Source organism: Rufibacter psychrotolerans, from assembly GCF_016924645.1.
GTDB classification, from domain to species: Bacteria; Bacteroidota; Bacteroidia; order Cytophagales; family Hymenobacteraceae; genus Nibribacter; species Nibribacter psychrotolerans.
This window is the reverse complement of sequence record NZ_JAFFJV010000003.1, coordinates 1-24,878: the sequence shown is the minus strand read 5'-3', so window position 1 is coordinate 24,878 and position 24,878 is coordinate 1. Positions and strand designations below refer to the sequence as shown.

Here is a 24,878-nt window from a genome sequence, read left to right as displayed (position 1 = left end):
CTTTATACAGACAATTGGAAAGTCTATTCTGTATTAAGAAGCAGTTTGTAGCAATTCGGCTATCCAGAAAGCTGAGAAGCTACTAGGCTGTGTCTGAAAAATGCTCCCGGAGCTTTTTCATCCGGTTTCCCTCGGCTGATCTCTGCCGCCATTGCCTATTGTAGGCCGGCGTTTTGGGGCTACTTTCCCAAAAGCAGCCCCAAAACTGTACTGCCCCGTCATTTTTCAGACACAGCCTAGATAGAAGGATAATGCATTCCCCTGGAGCATGTATCTTAAATACGACATCAACAAGTGCTATGATGGCTTTGGAAGCAGATGTGGAAGTAATTCCCCCTATATTAACTATTGATTTCTCTCGCTAACGGTTTTGCGTATTTGTGTTGTATCCCTTGCAAGGCCGATTTTTTAAGTGATGCTTCCAAGCTCGCGCGTAATTCTGGTTGGAATGTAGAAGCCCTTCTACCACAACGGGAGGGCTTTGAGGTGATTTCAGTGGTGGCTCCCCGCGGAGACCCCGATCAGGATACTTTCAAGACCAAGAGTACATTCCCCTGGGATATCTTTCTTTCACATCATCTTTAATTTAGAGTTATGAAAAAGAGAAGCATGCCCATGGAGCTTGTCAATCCCCACGCTGCTGGCATTGATGTGGGGAGCCGCTCCCATTACGTAGCTGTGGGTCAGCAGGAAGGCCAGGTGCGGGAGTTCGGGGTCTATGAGTCTGACCTCCAACAGATGGTTGCCTGGCTGCAGGAACACCAGATCACCACAGTGGCCATGGAAAGCACGGGCACCTACTGGCAGAACTTGTTTGCCGCCCTTCAGCAAGCAGGTTTTCAGGTGCTGCTCTGCAACGGGAAGTTCACCAAGAACATCAGGGGCCGCAAAACGGACGTGCAGGACTGCCAGTGGATCCAGCGGCTGCACTCGCTGGGACTGCTCACGGGCAGCTTTCTGCCTGACCAGGCCACCGAGGAACTGCGCACCTATTGCCGCCACCGAGCCTCACTGCTGGAGACGGTTACAGTGACTACCCAGAAGATGCAGAAATACCTGCGTTTGCTGAACCTGCGCCTGGACGTGGTAGTGCGGGATGTGACGGGACAGACAGGCATGGCCATCATTGAGGCTGTCTGCCAGGGAGAGAGCGATCCAGAGAAGCTGTCCTGTCTCCGCCATGGCAACTGCCGCAGGTCCGCCCAGGAGATCGCACAGGCATTGCACGGCAACGGCCGTCGGGACCTGCTTTTTGCCCTTCGCCAGGAGCTTGGCCTCTACAAGGTGCTGCAGGAAAAGATCGCTGCCTGCGACCTCGCTATTGAGAAGCTGCTGAAAGAGCAGGTGGAGGCTGACGGAAGAAAGCGGGAGTTGAAAGCCGACCCTAAGCCTTACAAGCGGGTCAACAAGAACGCCCCGCGGCAAATGGATCTGAACCAACTGGCCTTCCAGTACTTCGGCGGCGTGGACTTGTTAAAGATCGAGGGAGTGAGTCACTCCACGGTGTTGACCCTGATGAGTGAAATCGGTGCAGAGGGCATCAGCAAGTTCGCCACGGCCAAGCAGTTCTGCAACTGGCTCAAGCTCTGTCCCAATACGAAGGTAAGTGGGGGAAGGATCCTGAGCAGCCATATCCCTAAAGGCAGCAACCGCCTTAAAACAACCCTCAGGAACGCGGCCAATGCCATCGGTAACCTGAAGGACACGCACCTTTCGAACTTCTTTAGGCGCATAGCCTTCCGCAAAGGCAGACAGGCGGCGGTGAGTGCCACAGCCCGAAAGCTGGCCGTCATCATCTGGAACATGCTCAGCAAGGGACTGCAGTACATGCCGCCAACGCAGTACCTGTTCCTCGACGAGAAAAGAAAGCTGAAGCTGGTGCAGAGAATAAAGAAAAACATCGCTAAGTTAGACCTGCAGCCTCAGGATCTGGGCTTTGCTACGACCTGAAAAAGTGACGTTAGTCAGGATAAATAAGGTTGAAGCAACACCTTCCACTACTTATCAAATCTTAATTTAACTGAGGCAATTTTTATTGGTTGAGTAGGGTTTTCAGGTACGACAAGGATTGAGGCGCGCTAATAGCGTTGGATAGGAGTAGTCCTCAAGCAGAAGGCGCAAATTAAGATAGGTCGAGCATGCTTCATTGACTTCTATGAGTTGACAAGTGCAAGCTACATGGCTCAAGTAGCAATTGTAGTTAGAAATACACCTTAAGACTACTAGGCAATAGTATGACCTTAATGTGAAGAAGGGTGTACTAGGGGTTGGTAGTTGTACTTAGGTGTTGTCTTCAGGTGACTACAAGAAGAGTAATGCTAAGATCCCATACGTCCTTCGATGAACTTGTTGCATCATGTGTTTCTAACGCTACTCAAAGGAGCCTGCTAGTGTGGTGCATATTTTTTTTATCTGTCTAGTATGTATGGTTGTATGACACAAATTTATTTTCAACCGCTTGTATTGCTATAAATAAAATTATGAATGGCAATTATTTATATAAATAAATAAATAATAATTATAATTAATTCATTTAATCATATTAATGTTGATTATTGATATCTATGGTAGAAGAGCCACCTATTGCTTTTCATGTTGTAAACTTTTTTTAGCGTTCCTTTCTGCTGTACCAAAATCTATGTTTTTGTAAAATATAGATATAAAATTGTTTATAACTTAAATAGTTATATATATAGTAGGTAAAGTTATAATTGCAATTCATGCTTTTTCGTGTCATTTTTATATTGAATTATTCTTCTATTATTTGTGTAATCAAAATAAATCTTTATAAAGTTTTATAAACACAAATAGAGGAGGGATAGAAAATGGAAGCATTGTACTCAATTATTGGGAAATGGCCGGATGTGTACAAAGTGCGTTTTAAGCAATACATCCAATCGTTTAGTTTAAACTTAAATATAGCTTATACTGAACAGGCGTTTTTAATTCTGCCCTTTCTTGCAAGAAAGAAAGGACTTCTAATCCTAGTAGTATCAATGTTGGTTTTAGGTGCAAGTGCACAGGCGCAAGTGCCGCCGCCAATGACCAGTGTTAGGATTGTCTCGCCTGCAAGCTCTCCATATTGCGCTAATTCAATAATTGAAATTGGAGTAACAAGCAGCAAAAATGGGAATACAACTTTCTCAGTGCATGTGGTAAGGAAAAGCGGTAACAGTTTCGTGGAACTAGAGCAGTTATTTGATATAGATGGTAAAGTTATTATTTCTCATAATAGAGCTGGTAACGAGCTGAAGTATCGAGTTAGAATTACAAATGCCTCCTCAGGGGTTGAAAGGTACCTACGTGTTATGCCGCAACAAGGTACCGAGTCAGGGCAGTACTTTTATTCTGCTTCGTCATTTTCTGTTATAGGAACACCGGTTAATCAAGGAAGCCAAGTTATTACGTACGGAGCAACAACTCCCGGCTTAACTGCTACCGCGTATGAGGGGCAGACAATAGTTTGGTATGATGCCGCAACAGGCGGCAATGTAGTATCGACGGAGTTGAATACTACTTCGAGTTATGATGGAACCACCAAAGTTGTTACATCTACATTTACCCCATCTGTTACATCAGCTAACACCTATACCTACTACGCTCAAGCCTCCAATAGCTCAACAATCACTTGCCCTGCTTCTACCGCCAGAACGCCGGTTACCCTTACGATTAACAAAAAGCCCCTTGCTCTCTCTGCTTTCGACGCATCCCTGCTGAACAAGGTGTACGACGGTACTGCCTCCGCCTCGATATCGGTCGACAACATGGTGCTGGCGGATATCGTTTCCGGTGACGGCGGGGCTGTGTTTCTGAACCCGAGCGCCGCGCCAACCGCGACCTTCGCGGACAAGAGGGCCGGCGAAAACAAGGTGGTTACGGTGACGGGGTACTCCCTCGCCGGGACCGCTGCGGGCAACTACTCCATCCCGACCTCTTTCACCGTCGGCGGGGTGACCATCAGCCGGCTTGGCGTCTACGGGATGTTCACGACGGCGCCGAGGGAGTACATCGAGGGTGACAGGACTGCGGAGGTGGTGCACAGGTGGCTGAGGCCAGCCGTGGTGGGGGACCCCGTGGTCAAAGCCCTGATGGCAAGCGACAGCGTGAGCCACAGCGGGGGCACGGCCCTGTTCGATACCGAGTTCATTGGCACCGAGAAAGAGGTGACCCTGACGGGGGCCTCCATAATAGACAAGGATACAGGAGAAGATCATTTAAATTATGAACTATTGGGCATAGACGCCTATCCATTGGGCGTGATCGAGAAGCCCCTGCCCGTCACACTACTCTCATTTGAAGGAAAGCAAGGCAGCAACGCATCCGTTAACCTGTCTTGGAGAACGGCCACGGAGAAAGACAACGACTACTTCCAGGTGGAGCGCAGCCAGGACGGCAGGGCCTTCGCCGCCATCGGGCAGGTGAAGGGGAACGGTACCACCAACGTGGTGCAGGCCTACAGCTACACAGACGGCACCGCCCCGGCCGGCACCGTGTACTACCGCCTCAAGCAGGTGGACTATGACGGCAAGTTTGAGTACTCCAAGGTGATCGCCGTGAAGGCAAGCGGGCGGAATGGCGCAGAAGCTACCCTGGTGGCCAAGCCCAACCCTACCCCGGGCAAAGTGGTGCTTACCTCCACAGAGACAGCAACTGGACCGGTGACGCTTACCCTGTACCACAGCAGCGGCCGGGTGGTAGCGCAGAAACTGGTAGAACAAGGCCAGGAACTGTCGCTAGATCTGGCAGGCCAGGTGCCCGGCATCTACTATGTGCAGGCGCAAACGGCCACCGGCAAGTCAACTACCCGGGTGGTGAAGCAGTAATATCTTAGTCGTTTTTCTAACCAGCAAAGGCCGCCTCTACCAGGGTGGCCTTTGCTTTTGTAGATGCTTTCCTCAAACCAGACTACACTCATAAACAAGGCAACCAGAAAAAGGAAGCATAACAGAAGCCCACCATTCTTTTTAGGCCTGTTTTCCCAAAAAAGCCCTAAATCATGCAAGCCAGAACGCTGCCATGGAGCAATTGGGTAGAGCCTTTCAGGGAAAAGTAGTAATTTTGTACCCGCTATGACCCAACCCCTGTTCAGGATAGTGCTTACTCCGCCGTGATCTTCCCTTCCTGAGGTGTTCCAGCCTCATACTGCCTTTCTCTGATTTTAGTAATGCAGGCATGCGCTTGGGCGATTGACCCGGGGGCGTGGTCCTGCTGTTATTTTCCCCAAAAGATTACTACAGCATGAAGCCTTTTCTTCGCTTATTTGATTTTAGCCAGAAAATAGATTACAAAAAAGAAATTCTTGCGGGGCTCACGGTAGCCATGACCATGGTGCCAGAGTCCTTGTCCTTCGCTATTTTGGCGGGTTTTCCGCCCTTAGTGGGACTGTACGCTGCCTTTCTCATGGGCCTGGTGACGGCTGTACTGGGAGGCCGGCCCGGCATGGTTTCGGGCGGGGCGGGGGCCACGGCCGTGGTGCTGATCGCGCTCATGCAGTCCCATGGTTTGGAGTACGTGTTTGCGGCGGTGGCCCTGGCCGGCATCCTGCAGATCCTGGTGGGAGTGTTCAAGCTGGGGAAGTTTATCCGGTTGGTGCCGCAGCCGGTCATGTACGGATTTGTAAACGGCCTGGCCGTCATCATCTTTATGTCGCAGGTAGAGCAGTTTAAGACCGTGGTGAATGGCGAGACCACCTGGCTATCGGGCACGCCCCTGTACATCATGGCCGGGCTGGTGGCGCTCACCATTGCCATTATTGTGCTGTTGCCCCGCATCACCAAGGCCGTGCCGCCTTCCCTGGTGGCCATTTTGGTGGTGTTTGGGGTGGTGGCAGGTTTTGGGATTGACACCAAAGTGGTGAAAGACATTGCCTCGGTGAGCGGCAGTCTGCCTCCTTTCCACTTTCCCCAGGTGCCGCTTAGCCTGGAAACGCTGCAGATCATCTTCCCCTACGCCCTCATCATGGCGGGCGTGGGGCTCACCGAAAGCCTCCTGACCCTCAACCTGGTAGATGAAATTACCGGTACGCGCGGCAACGGCAACCGCGAAAGCGTGGCCCAGGGCACGGCCAACCTCCTGAACGGCTTTTTCTTCGGGATGGGCGGGTGCGCCATGATCGCGCAGACCCTGGTGAACCTTTCGGCAGGGGCAAGAGCTCGGTTGGCGGGGATCATTGCGGCGCTTACCATTCTGGTCATTATCCTGGTGGGCGCTCCCTTTATAGAAAGAGTGCCCATGGCCGCCTTGGTGGGAGTGATGGTGATGGTGTCTATTGGCACCTTTGAGTGGATCAGTTTCCGGATCATCAACAAAATGCCGCGTCACGACGTGTTTGTGGGCATCCTGGTGGCCACCGTTACCATCTGGCTGCACAACCTGGCCCTGGCGGTGCTCATTGGCGTGATCATCTCGGCCCTGGTGTTTGCCTGGGAGAGCGCCAAGCGCATCAGAGCCCGGAAATACGTGGATGAGAATGGGGTGAAGCACTATGAACTGTACGGCCCGCTGTTCTTCGGGTCAGTGGCGGCTTTTACCGAGAAGTTTGACGTCGCCGGCGATCCGCAGGAAGTGGTCATTGATTTCAAGGACAGCCGCGTGGCCGATATGTCGGGCATTGAGGCCCTGAACAAATTAACCGACCGTTACCAGAAAGCCGGCAAGAAACTGCACCTGCGGCACCTGAGCCCCGACTGCCTGCTGCTGCTCAAAAACGCCGATGCCGTCATTGACGTCAACATCCTGGAAGACCCCCACTACGCCATCGTCACTGATAAGCTGGCCTAACCCTTTTACTCCAGTTTTCCCCAAAACGGCTCTAAAACGGGTGAACAATACAGCCCCATGAGTAGAAGAGCATCCAGCCCAAGGAGCCGGTTTGCGCTTCTACCCTGCGGTCTGTTGGCAGGTGAAAATCGGGTTTTGGGGCAGTTTAGAGCAGAATTGCCCCAAAACCCGCCTTCACTCCCGGCAAGCCGATGCATCATGCTGGCCGGCTTCCGCTGGCGCGAGCGTCCCGCTCGTGTCCGCACAAACGGCGGGGGTTTATATACCTTGCTACGCTTTTCAAGCAGCTTGTTGATCCAGACACAGCGGACCCACCCCCACCCCTCCCAGGAGGGGAGTTTCCGGTTTTGCGAGGGATTCCCCACGTTGCAGGAATCTTCCCACGCTGCAGGGTGCCAACTGCTGATGGAGAGGTGACAACTGACTGCTAAAGGGGAGGTGACAACCGTTAGAGAACTATTGACAGTGATTTGTTGGAACTGCCCTCCTTGGGGGAACTCCCCTCCTGGGAGGGGTGGGGGTGGGTTACCCAGCGGTTTCACATATAATCCCCGCTACATGGTGGAGCAAGCGGTGAAACAGGCATGCGGGCGGACACGAGCGGGACGCTCGCGCCAGCGGAGCAACACGCAGAATGGAGGCGCAACTGAACGCAACTGCGGTGACTTTTTATCCTTAGGAGAAGCAACCTGTGCTACGCAATTCTTTAAAACAAAGCGCCTGATTCAGGCCTGTTTTCATAGAAACAGGCCTGAATCAGGCGGCTTTTAGATATGCAACTGGTGCGCTAGACCACGTAAGACAGCCGGAACTCCGGAATCTCAATGTTCTGGTAGCCCAGCTCGGTGAGGTCTTCTTTGAGTTGGTGCATGGTAGACTTTTCGCCGTGCACCAGGAAGATACGCTGAATCTTTTCCTTGTCCTGGCAGTGCAGGAACTTGGCAATGTCGCCGTAGTCGGCGTGGGCGCTGTACTCCTTCATGATCATCATTTCGGCCTTCACCTCCACTTCTTCGCCCATCAGGTACACTTTCTCGGCGCCGTTCATGAGTTTGCCGCCCAGGGTAGTAGGTTCGCAGTAGCCCGTGATGAGCACCGCGCTGTTGGGGTCTGAGAGGTTGCTTTTGAGGTGGTGCAGAATGCGGCCGGCCTGCATCATGCCCGAGGAGGAGATGATCACGCAGGGCTCGTCTATCTTGTTGAGCTCCTTGGAGTCGTCTACCTCGGTGATGTAGCTGAGCTGCGGAAACCCGAACGGGTCTGGGTCGTCCTTGATGTACTCCTGCATGGAATCCCGGAAATACTGCGGATTGTCGCGCATGATATCGGTGGCGTACACCGAGAGCGGGCTGTCCACGAACACCTTCACGTTGGGCAGGCGACCTTCTTCGGCCAGGTAGTTCAGGGAGTAGATCAGCTCCTGCGTACGCCCGATGCTGAAGGCCGGAATCAGGAGTTTGCCTTGCCGCTCTACGCATACTTCCTGCACAATCTTCTGCAGGCGCTCCTCAGTGTTCTCCAGGCTGTCGTGCACGCGGTTGCCGTAGGTAGACTCGCAGATGATGATCTCGGCCTGCGGAAACGGCTGCGGCGGGTTGAGGATGCGGTTGGCGAACCGCCCGATGTCGCCGCTGAAACACAGGGTACGTTCCTGCCCGTTGTCCTGCAGCCGGAGGTTGATGGCGGCACTGCCCAACACGTGGCCGGTATCTGTGAAGAGCAGCTCAATGTCCTCGTCAATAGGGTACGGTTCATCATACGGCACGGTCACAAACTGCTGCAGGGCCTGCTCAGCGTCTTCTTCGGTGTAAAGCGGCGAGCTGCTGCCGTGGTGGTTGTTCTGCTGAATGCGGGCGCTGTCCATGAGCAGCAGCTTACAGAGCTCCAGGGTAGGCGGAGTGCAATAGATGGGTCCGGTGTACCCCTCGCGCACCAGCAGGGGAATAAGGCCCGAGTGGTCAATATGCGCGTGCGACAGAAGCACGCAGGTCAGGTTTTCGGGCTCAAAGTCAAAGGAGCTGTTCAGTTCCTCGGTTTTGTCGCCCATGCCTTGGGTAAGGCCGCAGTCCAGCAGAATGCGCTTTCCGTTCTCCAGGGTAATCAAATGCTTGCTGCCGGTCACGCTCTGGGCCGCACCGTAAAAAGATATGGTCATAGGGTCTGTACTTCTGAATGGTGGGGATTGTACGGGCGGCAGCTTTTCTTGATGCGTAAAAAGCTGTTTTTAACTGGATTTTTAGAAAACAGCCCCAAAATGCCCAAAGGCTCAGCCGTACGGAATGGATAGCTCTTGGTAAGAACGCCACACTACTCTTGCCCTTCAAGTCAATTTGAAAAGGCCTTGGGGACAAGTGAGCAAGGCTTTTGGTGCGGGCTGTGCAGGAACCACCCAGGGAGGGAAACGATGATCTGCTATGCGTGCGGACACGAGCGGGACGCTCGCGCCAGCGGATGATTTTTTCTCTTGAAACGGGAGGATGGGTTTTAATGCCCGCGCCACCGCAACTGGGCCAGCTCAAAAGACCTCGTAGTGTCCGGACGACCTGCGAGTGTCTGGGCCAACTCCCGCTCCAACGTAATCCTGAAAATCAAACCCTTCCTGAAAATCCTGCTCATGTGAAGCCCTCACAGGTTCCTGAATCCTGTGAGGGCTGTAAGGGCTTTTGTTTTGGGGCTGATTTCCAGAAAATGGGCCCGAAACAGGAGTTAAAGCAATCCTCTGAGGCGTTCGGCGGCGCTTTCTGGGGTGATGTCGCGCTGTGGGTCGGCCATGAGCTCGTAGCCTACCATGAACTTCTTCACCGTGGCCGATCTGAGCAGTGGCGGGTAGAAGTGCATGTGCAGGTGCCAGCCGGGGTAGTCCCTGCCATCGGTGGGGCTCTGGTGAATGCCCGCCGAGTACGGGAATGAGGTCTGAAACAACTTGTCGTACACCGAGGAAAGACGTTTCATGATATCGGCGTAGCCGAATTTCTCCTCCTCGGTGATCTGGCCCAAATGCTGGAAGTGGCGGCGCGGGATGACAAGGGTCTCAAACGGCCACACGGCCCAGAAAGGCACCAGGGCCACAAAGTGGGCATTCTCCACCACCAGACGGGTGTTCTCTTCCAGTTCCAACGCCAGGTAATCTGCGAGCAGGCTGCGGCCGTTCTGCTGGAAGTAGGCTTCCTGCTGCTCGGTTTCTTTGGCGGGCTCGCCGGGGATCGAGCTCTGGGCCCAGATCTGGCCGTGCGGGTGCGGGTTGCTGCTGCCCATCACGCTGCCCTTGTTCTCAAAGATCTGCACGTACCCTATTTCCTCCAGCGCGCCCAGCTCCAGGTACTGCTCCTGCCAAAGGTCCACCACTTGCTTGATGTCCTGCACCTCCATGTCTGAGAGGGTGAGGTCGTGGCGGGGCGAGAAGCAGATGACCTTGCAGATGCCGCGCTCGCCCTCGGCCCGGAGCAGCCCGCCCTTGGTAAAGGAGCCTGAGGGGCTTTCGGCCTGCAGCGCCGCAAAATCATTCACAAACACAAAGGTGGCCGGGTAATCTGGGTTGGTTTCGCCGTTGGCGCGCACGTTGGTGGGGCACAGGTAGCAGGTGGGATCATACTGGGGGCGGGTGTCCTTTTCGGCAGATTCCTGCTGCCCCTGCCAGGGGCGCTTGGACCGGTGCGGCGACACCAGCACCCACTCGCCCAGCAAGGGGTTGAAGCGGCGGTGCGAATGCTCTGTAATGTCAAACTGGCTCATAGTTTCTTGGGTATGGGGTGGGACAGGTTGGCGCGCCAGGGCTACTTTTTAGAAAAGTCTACGGGTACCAGGCTGCTGCCGTCTACAATCTCGGCCACGTAGGTCTTGAGCGTAATGCCGTACTGCGCCTGGTAGGCCTCGCTCATCTGGCGGGTGAACTGGTCCAGTTGGTCCAGTTTCACCAGGTTAATGGTACAGCCCCCAAAGCCGCCGCCCATCATGCGGGCCCCTAGCACCGCGTCTGAGTGGCGGGCTTGGTCGGCCAGGAAATCCAGCTCGGGGCAGCTTACCTCGTAGTCGTGCTGCAGGCCTTGGTGCGAGGCGAACATCTTTTGCCCGAACGCCACTAAGTCGCCGCGCTCCAGGTCCTGGCATGCTTCCTCTACCCGCAGGTTCTCCTGTACCACGTAGGTGCAGCGGCGGTACACCACCGGGTCAAACTCGGCCTGGTGCTGCGCCAGCATCTCTGGCGTCACATCGCGCAGGCTGTGGATATGGGGGTAGTGTTTCTGGAGCAGGGCCACGCCGGTCTCGCATTCCTGGCGGCGCGTGTTGTACTCAGAGGAGGCCAGCGAGTGCTTCACCTGCGTGTCGCAGAGCACAATGCGGTAATCATTGATGTTGAAGGGGTAGTACTGGTACTCCAGGGAGCGGCAGTCCAGCTTTACCACGTGGTTGTGCTTGCCAAACATGCTGGCAAACTGGTCCATGATGCCGCACATGACCAGGGCGTACTCGTGCTCGGCTTTCTGGGCCATTTTCACCAGGTCAAAGCGCTCAATGCCGTAGGCGTACAGGTAGTTGAGGGCGTAGGCCAGCCCGCACTCCACAGCTGCGGAAGAGGAGAGCCCGGCCCCAATGGGCACGTTGCCCCCAAACACCAGGTTAAAGCCCTTTACCTCATGCCCGGCTTTCTGCAGCTGCGCTACCACGCCCAGCAGGTAATTGGCCCAGCCAATGTTTGTGCGCTGCACGTTGTTCAGGTCAAACTCCGCGCTTTCCTCCAGGTCATACGCGTGGGCCCGCAGGGTGTGGGTACCGTTGGGCGCAATGGCAAAGTAGATTTCCTTGTTGATGGCGGCTGGCAGCACAAAGCCCTCGTTGTAGTCGGTGTGCTCGCCAATAAGGTTTACCCGGCCGGGGGAACGTACCACCACCGGCTCTGCTTGGTACAGGTCCTTGAACCTGGCTACGATGTCTTCAACCATGGTTGCTCTATAAAATGTGAATCTCCGGATGAGAAGGCCTCACCCGGAGATACTACTAACGGAAGTTATCAGGCTTGGGTAGCCCGTAATTACCAGAAAATAATGTAAAGCGCCGCCAGGATACCGCAGATAATAACGGAGCCCACGGCAAACGAGGTAGTGGTCTTGAACATGGAGGAATCAATCTCCAGTCCTTTGGGGTTGTTCTTGCTCTTAGGATCCAGCAGGGTAATGAGCACCATCAGGGCCACCAGCACCACAAACACAATGCCCATGCGGTCCAGGAACGGAATCTCGGGGAACTGGAACTTCAGGAACGTGGAGAGCGGAATGGTGAGCACCGCGGCGGTTAAGGCAGCCGCAGAAGTGGTGCGCTTCCAGAAGAAGCCCAGCGCGAAAATGGCGAATACCCCCGGAGAGATAAAGCCGGTGTACTCCTGGATGTACTGGAAGGCCTGGTCCAGGTTACGCAGCACCGGGGCTACCAGAATGGCAATTACAAAGGAAAGCACCACAATCAATTTCCCGAAGCCTACCAGCCTGGTCTCAGAGGCGTTCTTGTTGAAGAATTTGCGGTAGATGTCCAGGGTGAAAATGGTGGAGATACTGTTGGCTTTACCGGCCAGGGAAGCCACAATGGCAGCCGTAAGCGCCGCGAACGACAAGCCTTTCAAGCCAGCGGGCAGCAGGTTCAGCAGCACCGGGTAGGCGTGGTCTGGTTTTACGTGGCCCAGCTCGTTGGCCATCTCGGCCTGGAACATGCCGTTCTTGTGCAGGACGTAGGCCGCAATACCGGGCAGCACCACAATAATAGGCATCATCAGTTTCAGGAAGGCGGCAAACAACAGACCGTTGCGGGCGGTTTTCAGGTCGGCACCCAGGGCCCGCTGCGTGATGTACTGGTTACAGCCCCAGTAGTTCAGGTTCACAATCCACATACCGCCAATCAGCACAGAGAGGCCGGGTAAGTCCATGTAGGCATCGCGGGTGCCGCCCTCGCCGTTCGGGATCATGATCTCGCCTTCAGAAAGAATCATGCTGAAGTGGTCGGCCGCCTGCTGGCGCAGGAAGCCCAGGCCGTCCCAGGCGCCGGTGCCCCCCAGTTGGTCAGACACCAGGTCCAGGGCCAGGTACGTAGTGGCAAGGCCCCCCAGCACCAGTACAAACACCTGAATCACGTCTGTGTAGCCAATCACTTTCATACCACCCAGGGTAATGAAAATAGCGAAGATGGCGCAACCGTACATGCAGTAGTAGAAGTCAATGCCCGTAATGGTCTGGATGGCCAGGGCCCCCAGGTACAGAATAGAAGACAGGTTCACAAACACGTACACCAGGAGCCAGAACACCGCCATGATGGTACTCACCGCATCATTGTACCGGTGCGAGAGGAACTGCGGCATGGTGTAGATCTTGTTCTTGAGGTAGATGGGGATGAAGAAGATGGCAACCACCACCAGCGTGGCCGCAGCCATCCACTCATAGGTAGAGATGGCAAGTCCCATGGCAAAGCCTGAGCCTGACATACCAATAAATTGTTCGGCAGAAATGTTGGAGGCGATAAGCGAGGCCCCAATGGCCCACCAGGTAAGGGATCCTTCGGCCAGGAAGTACTCCTTAGAATCCATGTGGTCGGCTTTTTTCTGCCGGTAAATCCAGTAGCCATAGCCCGCCACAATGAAAAAGTAGACGAGAAAGACAATGTAGTCAATGGTTTGTAAGCCCATAGTGAGTAGTGTAACAGTTGTTTTTTTAGGTTGTAAGGTTTAGTGCATTGGGTGAAGATATCTTTTTTTTGTTGTTTTTTCATAGAAGAACATCCTATTTTCTTGAGGCGCCTGCGGGCAGTCACGGCTTGGCGTAACGGCATGCCACCAACAGGGTTCAGGAAGCCGGTGCCGCCCGGCCGCAGGCAAGCGCCGCAGTGCGCCAGCCCCGCCTGGAACCTTGCCAGAGTTGATGTCAGCTAAAAGCGGTTTGCTCCCAGTCCAGTAACAGACAGCCATCACGTACCCATCCGTTTGCCTGGCTTAAAAGATGCGCTCCTGCGGGTGAGGGGCCGGTTTGCCCTGCCCCGGCCGAAACACTTGCGGCCAGGAAACGTTTATAGCAGTAAGAGGCACGGCGGCCGTAGTATTTCCCTTTGCTGTGCGGTGCGGGCCGGGCCTGCCATTCATTCCAAGAAGCTTTCCATTTTGCATATAGAGTAAAAGAGGCGTACAGTATCGCTCTTTTCAACGCGTTTTTTCGTTCTGTTCAGATTTCTGCTCCCGTTCATCTCTTACCCCTTGCAGGAGAGATGCAGCTGCTTTGGCCTAAGAAATTCCTGGCAGGTCTGCCAGTTCTCATAGTAACCATTTAAGAAGAACACTGCCCGGCAGGCGCACACCAGATTCTATTCTGGCGTGAGGAATAGGAATAAATAGGAAAACCATTTGTATTTAAATAAGTTAATTCTAGCAACAACGCTTTCGTAAGTCATAAACTTTCCACTTAACCATTGATCATATGAAAAGAACTTTACCCAATCAACTGGGGATGGAACAAGCTCAATATCCTCTGGAGCGGCATGGGCTCAGCCGATGGCTTTTTTTACTCCTGGCCTGTCTGCTCCTAAGCACCCTGCCCAAGGAGGCCCATGCGCAAAGTACCGTGTCTGGCAGGGTAGTAAGCACTGCGGGGGAGGCCCTGGCGGGAGTGACGGTAGTGGTTAGAGGCACCAGCAACGGCGCCTCTACTGATGCAAATGGGAACTTCACCCTTACCTTGGCCCCGGGGCAGGAAAACGGTACTCTGGTGTTCTCCTACATAGGTTTCCGGTCGCAGGAGGTGCCCATTGCCGGCCAAACTACCGTGAACGTGACACTACAGTCAGATGAGCAGGCTCTGAGCGAGGTGGTGGTGATTGGTTACCAGACCGTGCGGAAGGAAGATCTCACCGGGGCCGTGTCGGTGGTAGATGCCAGCGATGCCCGCCGGGTAACCGCCAACACCGTGGCGGAGTCCTTGCAGGGCCTGGCCGCCGGGGTTACGGTGCGCACCACCGGGGCACCGGGCGCCGGCGCCAAGATTGACATTAGGGGAACCGGTACCTTTGGCGCCAACGAGCCGCTGTACGTGATTGACGGCATGCTGTCCAACGCCACGCCAGACTTCAACCCCAATGACATTGAGTCTATCCAGGTGCTGAAAGATGCCTCGGCCGCGGCCATTTACGGGTCCAGGGCCGCCAATGGGGTCATCATCATCACCACCCGCCGGGGGAAGGAAGGCCCCCTGCAGATTACCGGAAACGTGAAAACCGGTATCCAGCAGTTCCGGAAGCGGTGGGACCTGATGAACAGCACCCAGTTTGCCGAGCTGAACCGGCAGGCCTATGCCGAGGTAGGAGTGCCGCCCCAGACCAGTGTCTCCACGGAGTTTGACCCCAACGTAGACACCGACTGGCAGGAGGCCCTCATGCGCACCGGGTCTACCCAGGATTACAACCTCAGCCTTTCCGGAGGAAGCCAGACCGGTACGTTCCTGGTGTCTGGAAACTACTTCAATAACAAAGGCACCATCATTGACAACAGCTTTGAGCGGGCCAACTTCAGGATCAATACCACCGGGGAGCGCGGGCGCTTTTCCTTTGGCGAGTTCCTCCTGCTGTCGTATACCCATGATGACTACTTGGAAGGCAACCCCTTGGTAGACATGCTGCGCATGCTGCCCACTATGCCCATCCAAAGCAGCCGGTATGTGGGACCCAACAACCCCGAAGGGTGGTCTGTGGGGGACCCGGTTTTTGCCAACACCTTTGCTGAAAACCCAATAGCCCTGCAGAACCTGCTGCAGCGGGACTTGTATAGCTACAAGATCAGAGGAAACGCTTTTGTGCAGTTTGAGATCTTAGAAGGATTGGCCTATAAGTTCAACGCCGGTCTGGAGTCAAGCTTTGACAACTTCAGAGGGTTCCGCCGGCCCGGAGTGATCCGACAAAATACGCCGAACGTGCGGGCTACCGCCGATGAAAACCGGGCCCAGTTCCTGTCTACGCTGTTTGAGCATACCGTGAACTTTGAGCGGCAGTTTGGAGAGCACAACGTGAGCGCAGTAGCCGGGATAAGCAACCAGATCTTTAAGTACGAGCAGATCTACGGGCAAAAGCAGAACCTTCCGTTCAATTCTGCCGGCCAGTACTACACCGTACTGAACCAAGGCGACAACCCCATTGTGGGCAGTTTCCGGAATGAGTGGGCCATTCTGGGGTACCTGGGTCGCATCAACTACAGCTTTGCCGACAAATACCTGTTGAGCGCCTCTTTCAGGAGGGACGGCGACTCCCGGTTTGGGCCAGATTACCGGTGGGGGAACTTCCCGTCTGTGTCTGTGGCCTGGCGCATAAGTGAGGAACCCTTCTTTACCGTGCCGGGGGTGAGTGACCTGAAACTCCGGGCTTCCTACGGGGCCTTGGGTAACAGTGAGGTGCTGTCGCCGTGGCAGTACTTTGGCCGTATCAGTCCTTTTCCCAGGGCCATCTTTGGGCCGGAGCAAAGTATTGCCCCTGGTGCCATCAACATTCAGCTAGCAAACCAGGACCTGCACTGGGAGGAAAAGAAAACCACCAACTTTGGGGTAGACGCGGCTTTCCTGAACAACCGGTTGAGTGTAACGGCAGAGTATTTCATCTCTGAAACCGAGGACGTGCTTACCAACCTTCCTGTTCCGCTCACCACCGGTAATGCCGCGCCGGCAGGCACCACCAGCTCACCGCCCGTGAATGCTGCCTCATTACGGAACACCGGGGTAGAGCTGTCTGCCACGCTGCGCAGTGCCGAAAACCCCTTCCAGTGGGACCTGAACGTAAACCTGACCCATATCAAAAACGAGGTGATCGGGCTGGGGAACTTGGGCGAAGGCCGCACCTACATTCAGTCTGGCGATGCCCGCACCCAGGTGGGCCGCGCCATTGGCGAGTGGTACGTGCTGAAGACCGACGGCATCTTCCAGTCGCAGCAGGAGATTGACGCCCACCGGGTGCAGCCCAATGCCAAGCCCGGCGACATACGGTACGTGGATGCCGACGGCAACGGAATCCTGGACGTGGACAAGGACCGCACGTACGTGGGCAGCCCCTGGCCCGACATCCAAGGCGGTATTGTGTTTAACGCGTCTTACAACAACTTCACTTTCTCCATGCAGTGGTACGGGGTGGCCGGCAACAAAATCTACAACCGGCCGCGGTACTGGACCGACCGGGGCAATGAGAACGCCTCTTACCGTAGTGACTATTCGCCCTGGACGCCCACCAACACCGACACCGAAGACCCCCGCATTGGGTTTGGCACCACAGATCCTGGCATCCAGCTCAACGCCCGGCCAGACACAGACCGGTGGCTGGAAGATGGCTCTTACCTGCGGCTCAGGAACCTGGAGATTGGGTACAACCTACCAGTCACGCTGCTGCAGGGAATTGGGGTGCAAACGGCCCGGGTTAGCCTGAGCGGCCAGAACCTGGTCACTTTCACCAAATACACCGGGCTGGATCCGGACATAGTGGGAGTGAACATCTTTGAGCGTGGACTGGACAACGGCCAGTACCCTGCCCTCAGAATCTTCTCCCTGGGTGTTCAATTTGGGTTTTAAAGGTGTGAGAACGTAATCTAATCCTAAGTAGAAATGAAAAGAATAGCCAAATACATCCTAGCTTTTGCCCTTGTGGGCACGGCCCTGTCATGTGAACATACCCTGGACGTAGACAACCCAAATGAGGTAAGCGAACAGAGTTTCTGGCAGACCGGGAACGACGCCCTGGCGGGGGTCAATGCTGTTTATGGGGCGTTTTACCGAAATGGGACCTACGCCCGCTGGCTGCAAATGTACCTGAACCCGCGTTCAGATGACGGGTTTGCCTCTACCGGATGGGGAGAGCTAAAGAGTACCATTGACTTTACCCAGGTAGACCTCAACTTTGAAGGTACCCGCAACATCTGGGACCACCATTACCGCGCCATCTACAGGGCTAACCAGGTCATTGCCTATGTGCCTAATATCCAGATGGATGAAACCCTGAAGCAGCGCTACATAGCAGAGGCCAAGTTTCTGCGGGCCATTCATTACTTCAACCTGGTATCTCTGTTTAGGTCCGTGCCCCTGGTGCTGGAGCCCTCCAAGCCCACAGATTTGCCCTCGCAGGCAACAGAGGAAGCCACCTGGAGCCAGATTGAGAAAGACCTCACTGAGGCTGTTCCCCACCTGCCCACCGCGTATGATGCAGAAAACAGAGGAAGAGTCACCCGCGGAGCAGCGTATGCTTTGTTAGGGAAAGCCCATTTACAGCAGCGGGAGTACCAGCCGGCCCTAAATGCTTTTGCTTGGTTGGTGGAGGGGGAAGGAAAGGGGCAATATGGCTTAATGCCTAATTACAGAGATAATTTTCTGCACACTACAGAGAACAACATGGAGTCTGTTTTTGAGGTGCAGTTTAGCCAAATACAGTCCACCACTGATGAAGATTCCCCCACCTCCAATTTAGGAAACCAACGCGGCCCCTTCTTTGGCCCCGGGGGTAACTATGGGTTCAATGATATGGAAATGCACCGGTGGGTGGTAAACGAGTTCATGGAAGAGCAAACCACTAACGGGCAAAATGACCCACGGTTAGCCGCCACTGCACTGTACAACGGAACCCCTGGCACTTCCTACGGGAAAGCAGTCTCAGAGCTGGTCCCACCCGGTGATCAACGGGTGTGGTATCGGAAATATCTTAATGATTATTTCCCAATCAGAGTGACCGGTGGTGTGCCAGAATATGGCGAAACCTTTGAAGGCCCCATCAATTTTAGGGTGATCCGGTATGCCGACGTGCTGTTAATGTACGCCGAGAGCCTGAATGGCCTGGGGCGTACCAATGAGGCATACCAGTACGTAGACCGGGTACGGCAGCGGGCCGGCCTGGCGCCACTTTCTACTACAAGGCCAGGGCTCTCACAGCAGGAGTTTCTGCGCCAACTGGAGCATGAGCGCATCACGGAGCTAACCGGCGAGAGCACCCGCTGGCTGGACTTGCTGCGCTGGGGATACCTGGACGATCCCGCCAGGATCAATGAGTTGAAAGCCCGCGACCCTGAGTTCAACAACTTTGACATACCCAGAGACAAGTGGTTGCCCATTCCGCAGAGTGAGCTGGACCTCAACCCTAACCTTGATCAGAATTTCTAACGTGAATGGCATGGCGAGAAAGATGCTAGTGGCGTCTTCTCGCCATTTTCGCTAAAACAGGCCTAAAATGAAAAAAGCGGAATCTGGAGCAGCAAACTGGTGGAGGCAGCCCGTGTGGCTATGGCTGGGCTTGGTGCTGTTGTTTGCCCGGTGCGGGGGCGGTGATGAAAATCCTGTCACCCCCAACCCCAAGCCAAACCCCAGTACCACCTTTACCAATCCGCTGCTCACCAGTGGGCCAGACCCGTGGGTGTACCAGCAGGGAACCACCTATTACTATACCCACACCCTGGGAGACCGCATAGGCCTGATCAAAACCCCGGCTATCTCGCAGTTGAAGGAAGAGCGGTTCACCACCGTCTGGACCCCTCCGGCGGGCACCGCTTACTCCCAGAACCTGTGGGCCCCCGAGCTCCATCAGCTTAACGGAAAGTGGTACATTTACTTTGCCGCCGACGATGGCCAGGATGTCAACCACCGCATGTACGTGCTGGAAAACGCCGCCGCAGACCCCACCACCGGTACCTGGGAGTTCAAAGGCAAGCTAACGCCCACCACCGACCGCTGGGCCATTGACGGGTCTGTCTTCACGCACAACGGCCAGCTGTACTTTATCTGGTCGGGGTGGGTGGGGACCAATGACCCGGGCATCCAGCAGATCTACATTGCCCGCATGGCCAACCCCTGGACCATAGAAGGCGACCGGGTCATGATCTCGAGGCCCACCTTCAACTGGGAGATGAACGGCCTGGTGAACGAAGGGCCAGAGGTCATCAGGAATGCGGCCGGCAAAGTCTTCCTCATTTACTCGGCCAGCGGCTGCTGGACCGATAGCTACTCGCTGGGAAGGCTGACGCTGCGGGACAACGGCAACCCCATGAACCCCGACGACTGGATCAAAGCCCCCACGCCCGTGCTGGCCACCAAACCAGAGAACAACGCGTATGGGCCGGGGCACAACGGGTTCTTTAAGTCGCCAGACGGCACCGAGGACTGGCTCATTTACCACGCCAACTCCGCCAGTGACCAAAGGTGCGGAAATACCAGAAACCCGCGCATTCAGCGGTTTACCTGGAACGCAGACGGCACGCCCAACTTCGGGGAGCCGGTTAAAACCGGTGTGCCCATTATCCGCCCCTCGGGGGAAGTGAAGTAAGCCAAGGCCGGGCTGTTTCAGGCCTGTTTTCCTGGAAACGGGCCCGAAACAGCTAGGCGGCGGTGTGCGTGACCAGGAGTACGCCCGGCCGGAGGAAACAAGGTATTTCTTTCTCCAAGCGGGCTTTGTTAGAACGCTGGGGGGCTAGCTGCTTTCCACCTCCTGTCAGCGGCGACCTGCTTGGAGCCTGGGGCGGGTCCCCTGCGCCCCGTCCCAGGTTCCCGACTAAGAATAGCCGGGAGGAAAATAAGTGAGTGGGAAAACCATGATACAAAGGCGTTTTAGTGCTGTTTTCATAAAATCAGGCCTAAAATCAAGGCCATTGCCCAACGAAGGGCCGGGGAAAAGGCCCCGGCTTACCCTTGCCCCAAAGTGATTGACCTATGCACTGGAAAAAACTCTACTTGCTCGCGTTGGTGGGCTGCCTGTATACCCAAAGCTGCTTCAGGAAAGAGGCGGCCAGAGAGACGGTAAAACCCAGGGCCATCTGGACCCACGAAAAAGCCCGGGAATGGTATCAGGCGCAGGGCATCCTCCTGGGACCCAACTTTACCCCCAGCACCGCCATTAACCAGCTGGAGATGTGGCAGGCCGAAACCTTTGACACCGCCACCATAAACCGGGAGCTGGGCTGGGCCGCAGACCTGGGCATGAACACGGCCCGTGTGTACCTGCATGACCTGGTGTACCAGCAAGACTCCGCCGGTTTTCTGGCGCGCATTGACCTGTTCCTGGACCTGGCCGAGCGCCATCACATTAAACCCATGCTGGTGATCTTTGACTCTGTTTGGGACCCGCACCCGCAGCCGGGCAGGCAGCGGGCCCCCAGGCCGCACGTGCACAACTCGGGTTGGGTGCAGAGCCCGGGCTCCCGAGGCCTGCAGGACTCTACCCAGCACCCGCGCCTGGAGCGCTACGTGAAAGCTGTCATCGGGCGTTTTGCCCAGGATGACCGCATTCTGGCCTGGGACATCTGGAACGAGCCAGACAACCTCAACGAAGGCGCCGCCTACGGCAAGCAGGAACTGCCCAACAAACTGGCGTACGTGCTGCCGCTGCTCCAGAAAAGCTTTGTGTGGGCCCGGGCCGTGAACCCGTCGCAGCCTGTTACCTCGGCAGTCTGGAAAGGCAACTGGTCGGTAGACGACTCTCTCACGGCCATTGAGAAGGTGATGCTGAACCAATCAGACATTGTCACTTTCCACAACTATGACAGCGCCCACTACCTGGAGCAGCGCATCAATTGGCTGAAGCGTTACAACAGGCCCATTATCTGTACCGAGTACCTGGCGCGGCCCAACGGCAGCACGTTTCAGGGTTCGTTGCCCGTAGCCAGAAAGCACCAGGTGGGCATGATCAACTGGGGCTTTGTGGCCGGCAAAACCCAGACCATCTACCCCTGGAACAGCTGGGAGAAGCAGTACACCCGTGAACCCCAGGTCTGGTTCCATGACATCCTCCGGCAAGACGGTACGCCCTACAGCCAGGCCGAGGTAGACCTGATCAGGCGCATGACCACCGTGCCGGCCACCGCTGCCCGATAAACCAGGCCGGGCGGTGACTTAGAGGCAAAGGGGCGCTACCCATTTCAAGCCCCTTTTCCAGAAAACAGCCCCAAAACAGGAATCGGGACAATAGGATCAGCCCCTAGTGTAGAAAACCAAAACCAACATGATGCGCATCCAACACTTGGTACTTACGGCTTTGCTTGCCTCCCTGGGTGTACTGGGGTGTAGGCCCGGCACCGTGCTTCCGGCCGTAACGGGGCCGGAGGCCAGAAAGGCAGACGCGGTCCGGTACTTCACCAACCCCATCGCCGAGGGCGCCGACCCCTGGGTGCTGAAGAAAGACAGTATTTACTTTTCCTGCGGGTCTGCCAACAAAGGGATCTACGTATCGCAGTCAACCCGGCTTACTCAGTTGGGCGAGCGGGTGCCGGTCTGGAAGGCGCCTGCCACCGGCTGGAACGCCCACAACATCTGGGCCCCCGAGATCCACTTTCTGGAGGGCAAGTGGTACATCTACTACACCGCCGGCAAGGAGCCCGGCGGGCCCTTCATCCACCAGCGGTCGGGCGTGCTGGAGTCTACCACAGACAGTCCGTTTGGGCCGTACAGAGACAAAGGCATGCTGTACACCGGCGATCACCTGGCCGACCCCACAACCGTGAAGTGGGCCATTGACCTGTCGCCGTTTTACCTGAACGGGCAGCTGTACGCGGTATGGTCGGGGTGGGAGGAAAACGCCGGGACTGACCGGACCAAACAGCACCTGTACCTGGCCAAAATGAGCAATCCCTGGACCATTAGCTCTAACCGGGTGAAGATTTCCTCGCCCACGCAGCCCTGGGAAACCGGCGGGGAGCTGGACCTGAACGAAGGCCCCGAGCTGCTTAAGAAGCGCGAGAAGGCGTTTGTGATTTACTCTACCCGTGAATCATGGTTGAAAGAGTACCGCCTGGGCCAACTGACCCTGGCCGATACCCTGGCCGACCCCATGCAGCCCCAGAATTGGGTAAAATCCAGCGGGCCCGTGTTTGAGGGAACGGCGCAGGTGCTGGGCGTGGGGCATTGCAGCTTCACCACCTCCCCCGACAATACCGAGGACTGGATCCTTTACCACGCCAAGAAGACCGCCGCCCCCGGCTGGGACCGCGACATCAGAATGCAGAAATTCACCTGGACGGCAGACGGTTATCCCGTATTCGGGACGCCCATTCCGGCGGGGGTGCCCCTTCCGGTGCCCTCAGGGCAGAAGTAAACCAACAACAGCGTCTATGAAAAAAGCCATGAAGATAAACGCCTTGCCCCAAAGGGCACCCATTCAGTTGGAAGGCCTGGCCCACGCTGGCAAAGCGAAAGATGCCGTTAAGCCAAGGTTCACCAGGTACGCAGCCTTGGTTGCGTCCAAAAAAGGCAGCAACGCTCCCAAAACTGCTTTCTGGTTAGAGCCTTGGCTCCATCCCGCTGCTTTCGGCCAGTCTGGCTTTTTACCGGTCGCCTCAGAGAAGAGCCAGCCGTATAAGGCAGTGGCCTTTGTACATTTCCGGTTCAGAAATCATTCGTCTAACAAGCCTGCCTTTGCGTATGAAAAACAACCTACTCTCGCTTTGTATTGTCAGCTTGCTGGCTTTTTCGTGTAACGTCAACAAAGGTACCACCAGCCAGGACACTGCTGCGGCACCCGTCACCACGCCAACCCCGCCCGCTACGCCCACTCCGCCGGCGGTCACCTACACCAATCCCGTGATGCCCGGCGACTACGCAGATCCCTCGGTGGTGCGCGTGGGCGATGATTACTGGGCCACGGCCACTTCCTCTGAGTGGGCACCGTTGTACCCCATCCTGCACTCCAAGAACCTGGTAGACTGGGAGACCGTGGGCCATGTGTTCCCCAACAAGCTACCCGACTGGGCCGAGGCCCACTTCTGGGCCCCGGAGATCAGCTATGACAACGGCAAGTACTACATTTACTACACCGCCAAAAAGAAAGGCGGCAACCTGTGCGTGGGGGTCGCCTCGGCTACCAAAGCCACCGGCCCCTACACCGATCTGGGCCCCCTGGTGTGCCAGGAAGTGGGCTCCATTGACGGGTTCCCCATCCGGGATGAGAAGGGCGAGCTCTACCTGATCTGGAAGGAAGACGCCAACAGCGTGGGCAAGCCCACGCCGCTCTGGGGCCAGCGCATGAACGAAGAAAGGACCACCCTGCTGGGCGAGAAGTTTGAGCTGTTCCGCAACGAGAAGGGCACCTGGGAAGGCGGCCTGGTGGAAGGTCCGGCGTTTATAAAGCGCAACGGGTACTACTACCTGTTCTACGCCGGTGATGCCTGCTGCGGCCGCGAGTGTACGTATGGGGTAGGGGTGGCCCGGGCCAAGGACCTGCGCGGCCCCTGGGAGAAGTACGCCAACAACCCCATCATGAAAAAGAACGACCAGTGGAAATGCCCCGGCCACGGCACCGTGGTCACCGATGAGAAAGGCCGCGACTATTTCCTGTACCACGCCTACAGCGCGCAGAGCACCGTTTACCCAGGCCGGCAGGGCCTGTTAGACGAGATTGTGTGGGGAACCGACGGCTGGCCCTCGTTCCGGGACAATTCCCCTTCGGTAACGGCCCAGGCGCCCTACAACTCCAACGCCTCCGATGAGCTGAATGTGCAGGAAGAGTTCTCGGCCAGCCGCCTGGCCCAAACGTGGCAGTGGTTTGTGAACCGCATGCCCACCTATTCTCTGCAGACCGGCAACGGCGGCAGGCTCACCCTGCAGGCCTCGCCCGAGAAAGTGGGCAACGTGCTGAGCCAGCGCACCCTGCAGAACAACTACACCGCCACCGTGGCCCTGGACCAGAAAGCCATGGGCAAAGGAGTGGCGGCGGGGCTGGCCGCCATCGGCGACCCAGACAACGCCATCGGTATCTCGGTGGCCAACGGCGAAATCAGGCTTTGGTCTACCAAGGGCAACAAGACCGAGGTGCTGGACCAGGCCAAGGCGCCCGCCCAGGGCACCCTGCAGTTCAGGCTCACCGCCACCCAGGGCGACCAGTTCCGGTTTGCCTGGAGCCCAGACGGTACCACCTGGCACAACATGGAGAACGGCGAATCCATCAACGGGGCTTTCCTGCCGCCCTGGGACCGGGGCGTGCGCGTAGGCCTGGTGGCCAAGGGGCCGGCCAGCGGCACCGCCAGCTTTGAATGGTTCAGGCTTGTGCACTGATTTTTCCCTCGGGGAAGTCCTGGCGTGAGGCAGAGGCGTTGGGGGGGCGGGGGTGGTTGAAAAAGCCCAACCACCCCCACAAAT

At 56.0% G+C, this 24,878-nt stretch carries 14 protein-coding genes; 10 read left to right on the top strand and 4 right to left on the bottom strand.

The window, feature by feature from the left end:
* The first annotated feature begins 594 nt into the window (after window positions 1–594).
* The 3 genes from JT718_RS02970 to JT718_RS02960 all read left to right on the top strand — a co-directional run bounded on the left by JT718_RS02970 (window position 595) and on the right by JT718_RS02960 (window position 6,780).
* Entirely contained in the window at window positions 595–1,950 is a 1,356-nt protein-coding gene (locus JT718_RS02970; RefSeq protein WP_205500235.1) for an IS110 family RNA-guided transposase, read from the top strand.
* An 875-nt stretch (window positions 1,951–2,825) separates the two neighbouring features.
* Entirely contained in the window at window positions 2,826–4,823 is a 1,998-nt protein-coding gene (locus JT718_RS02965; RefSeq protein ID WP_317195465.1) for a YDG domain-containing protein, read from the top strand.
* Window positions 4,824–5,238: 415 nt separating this feature from the next.
* A complete protein-coding gene (locus tag JT718_RS02960; RefSeq protein ID WP_205500231.1) occupies window positions 5,239–6,780 on the top strand; it encodes a SulP family inorganic anion transporter in 1,542 nt (513 codons plus the stop codon).
* 787 nt (window positions 6,781–7,567) lie between these two features.
* Here the strand turns inward: JT718_RS02960 and JT718_RS02955 are convergent.
* The 4 genes from JT718_RS02955 to JT718_RS02940 form a co-directional block, all read right to left on the bottom strand.
* Entirely contained in the window at window positions 7,568–8,935 is a 1,368-nt protein-coding gene (locus JT718_RS02955; RefSeq protein ID WP_205500229.1) for an MBL fold metallo-hydrolase RNA specificity domain-containing protein, read from the bottom strand.
* Between the two features lie 551 nt (window positions 8,936–9,486).
* Window positions 9,487–10,512 (bottom strand): UDP-glucose--hexose-1-phosphate uridylyltransferase, encoded by a 1,026-nt coding sequence (locus JT718_RS02950; protein WP_205500227.1) that lies wholly within the window; start codon window positions 10,510–10,512, stop codon window positions 9,487–9,489.
* Window positions 10,513–10,553: 41 nt separating this feature from the next.
* Window positions 10,554–11,720, bottom strand: a complete 1,167-nt coding sequence (locus tag JT718_RS02945; RefSeq protein ID WP_205500225.1) for a galactokinase — start codon at window positions 11,718–11,720, stop codon at window positions 10,554–10,556.
* Between the two features lie 89 nt (window positions 11,721–11,809).
* Complete coding sequence (locus JT718_RS02940) at window positions 11,810–13,447, bottom strand: sodium/sugar symporter (RefSeq protein ID WP_205500223.1); 1,638 nt, start codon at window positions 13,445–13,447, stop codon at window positions 11,810–11,812.
* A 781-nt stretch (window positions 13,448–14,228) separates the two neighbouring features.
* On the opposite strand from JT718_RS02940, the gene JT718_RS02935 reads away from it, so the two are divergent.
* The 7 genes from JT718_RS02935 (at window position 14,229) to JT718_RS02905 (ending at window position 24,794) form a co-directional block, all read left to right on the top strand.
* Window positions 14,229–17,348, top strand: coding sequence for a SusC/RagA family TonB-linked outer membrane protein (locus tag JT718_RS02935; protein WP_240336891.1), 3,120 nt, complete (start codon window positions 14,229–14,231; stop codon window positions 17,346–17,348).
* 33 nt (window positions 17,349–17,381) lie between these two features.
* Window positions 17,382–18,923 carry a RagB/SusD family nutrient uptake outer membrane protein gene (locus JT718_RS02930; RefSeq protein WP_205500221.1) on the top strand — a complete coding sequence of 514 codons (1,542 nt, stop codon included), beginning with the start codon at window positions 17,382–17,384 and terminating at the stop codon, window positions 18,921–18,923.
* 67 nt (window positions 18,924–18,990) lie between these two features.
* A complete protein-coding gene (locus JT718_RS02925; RefSeq protein ID WP_205500219.1) occupies window positions 18,991–20,079 on the top strand; it encodes a glycoside hydrolase family 43 protein in 1,089 nt (362 codons plus the stop codon).
* Window positions 20,080–20,462: 383 nt separating this feature from the next.
* Window positions 20,463–21,623, top strand: a complete 1,161-nt coding sequence (locus tag JT718_RS02920; protein WP_205500218.1) for a cellulase family glycosylhydrolase — start codon at window positions 20,463–20,465, stop codon at window positions 21,621–21,623.
* A gap of 127 nt (window positions 21,624–21,750) precedes the next feature.
* Window positions 21,751–22,839 (top strand): glycoside hydrolase family 43 protein, encoded by a 1,089-nt coding sequence (locus JT718_RS02915; RefSeq protein ID WP_240336890.1) that lies wholly within the window; start codon window positions 21,751–21,753, stop codon window positions 22,837–22,839.
* Between the two features lie 16 nt (window positions 22,840–22,855).
* Window positions 22,856–23,221, top strand: coding sequence for a hypothetical protein (locus JT718_RS02910; RefSeq protein WP_205500216.1), 366 nt, complete (start codon window positions 22,856–22,858; stop codon window positions 23,219–23,221).
* Complete coding sequence (locus JT718_RS02905; protein WP_240336889.1) at window positions 23,166–24,794, top strand: family 43 glycosylhydrolase; 1,629 nt, start codon at window positions 23,166–23,168, stop codon at window positions 24,792–24,794. Before JT718_RS02910 ends, JT718_RS02905 begins: the two co-directional genes overlap by 56 nt.
* Window positions 24,795–24,878: the final 84 nt, after the last annotated feature.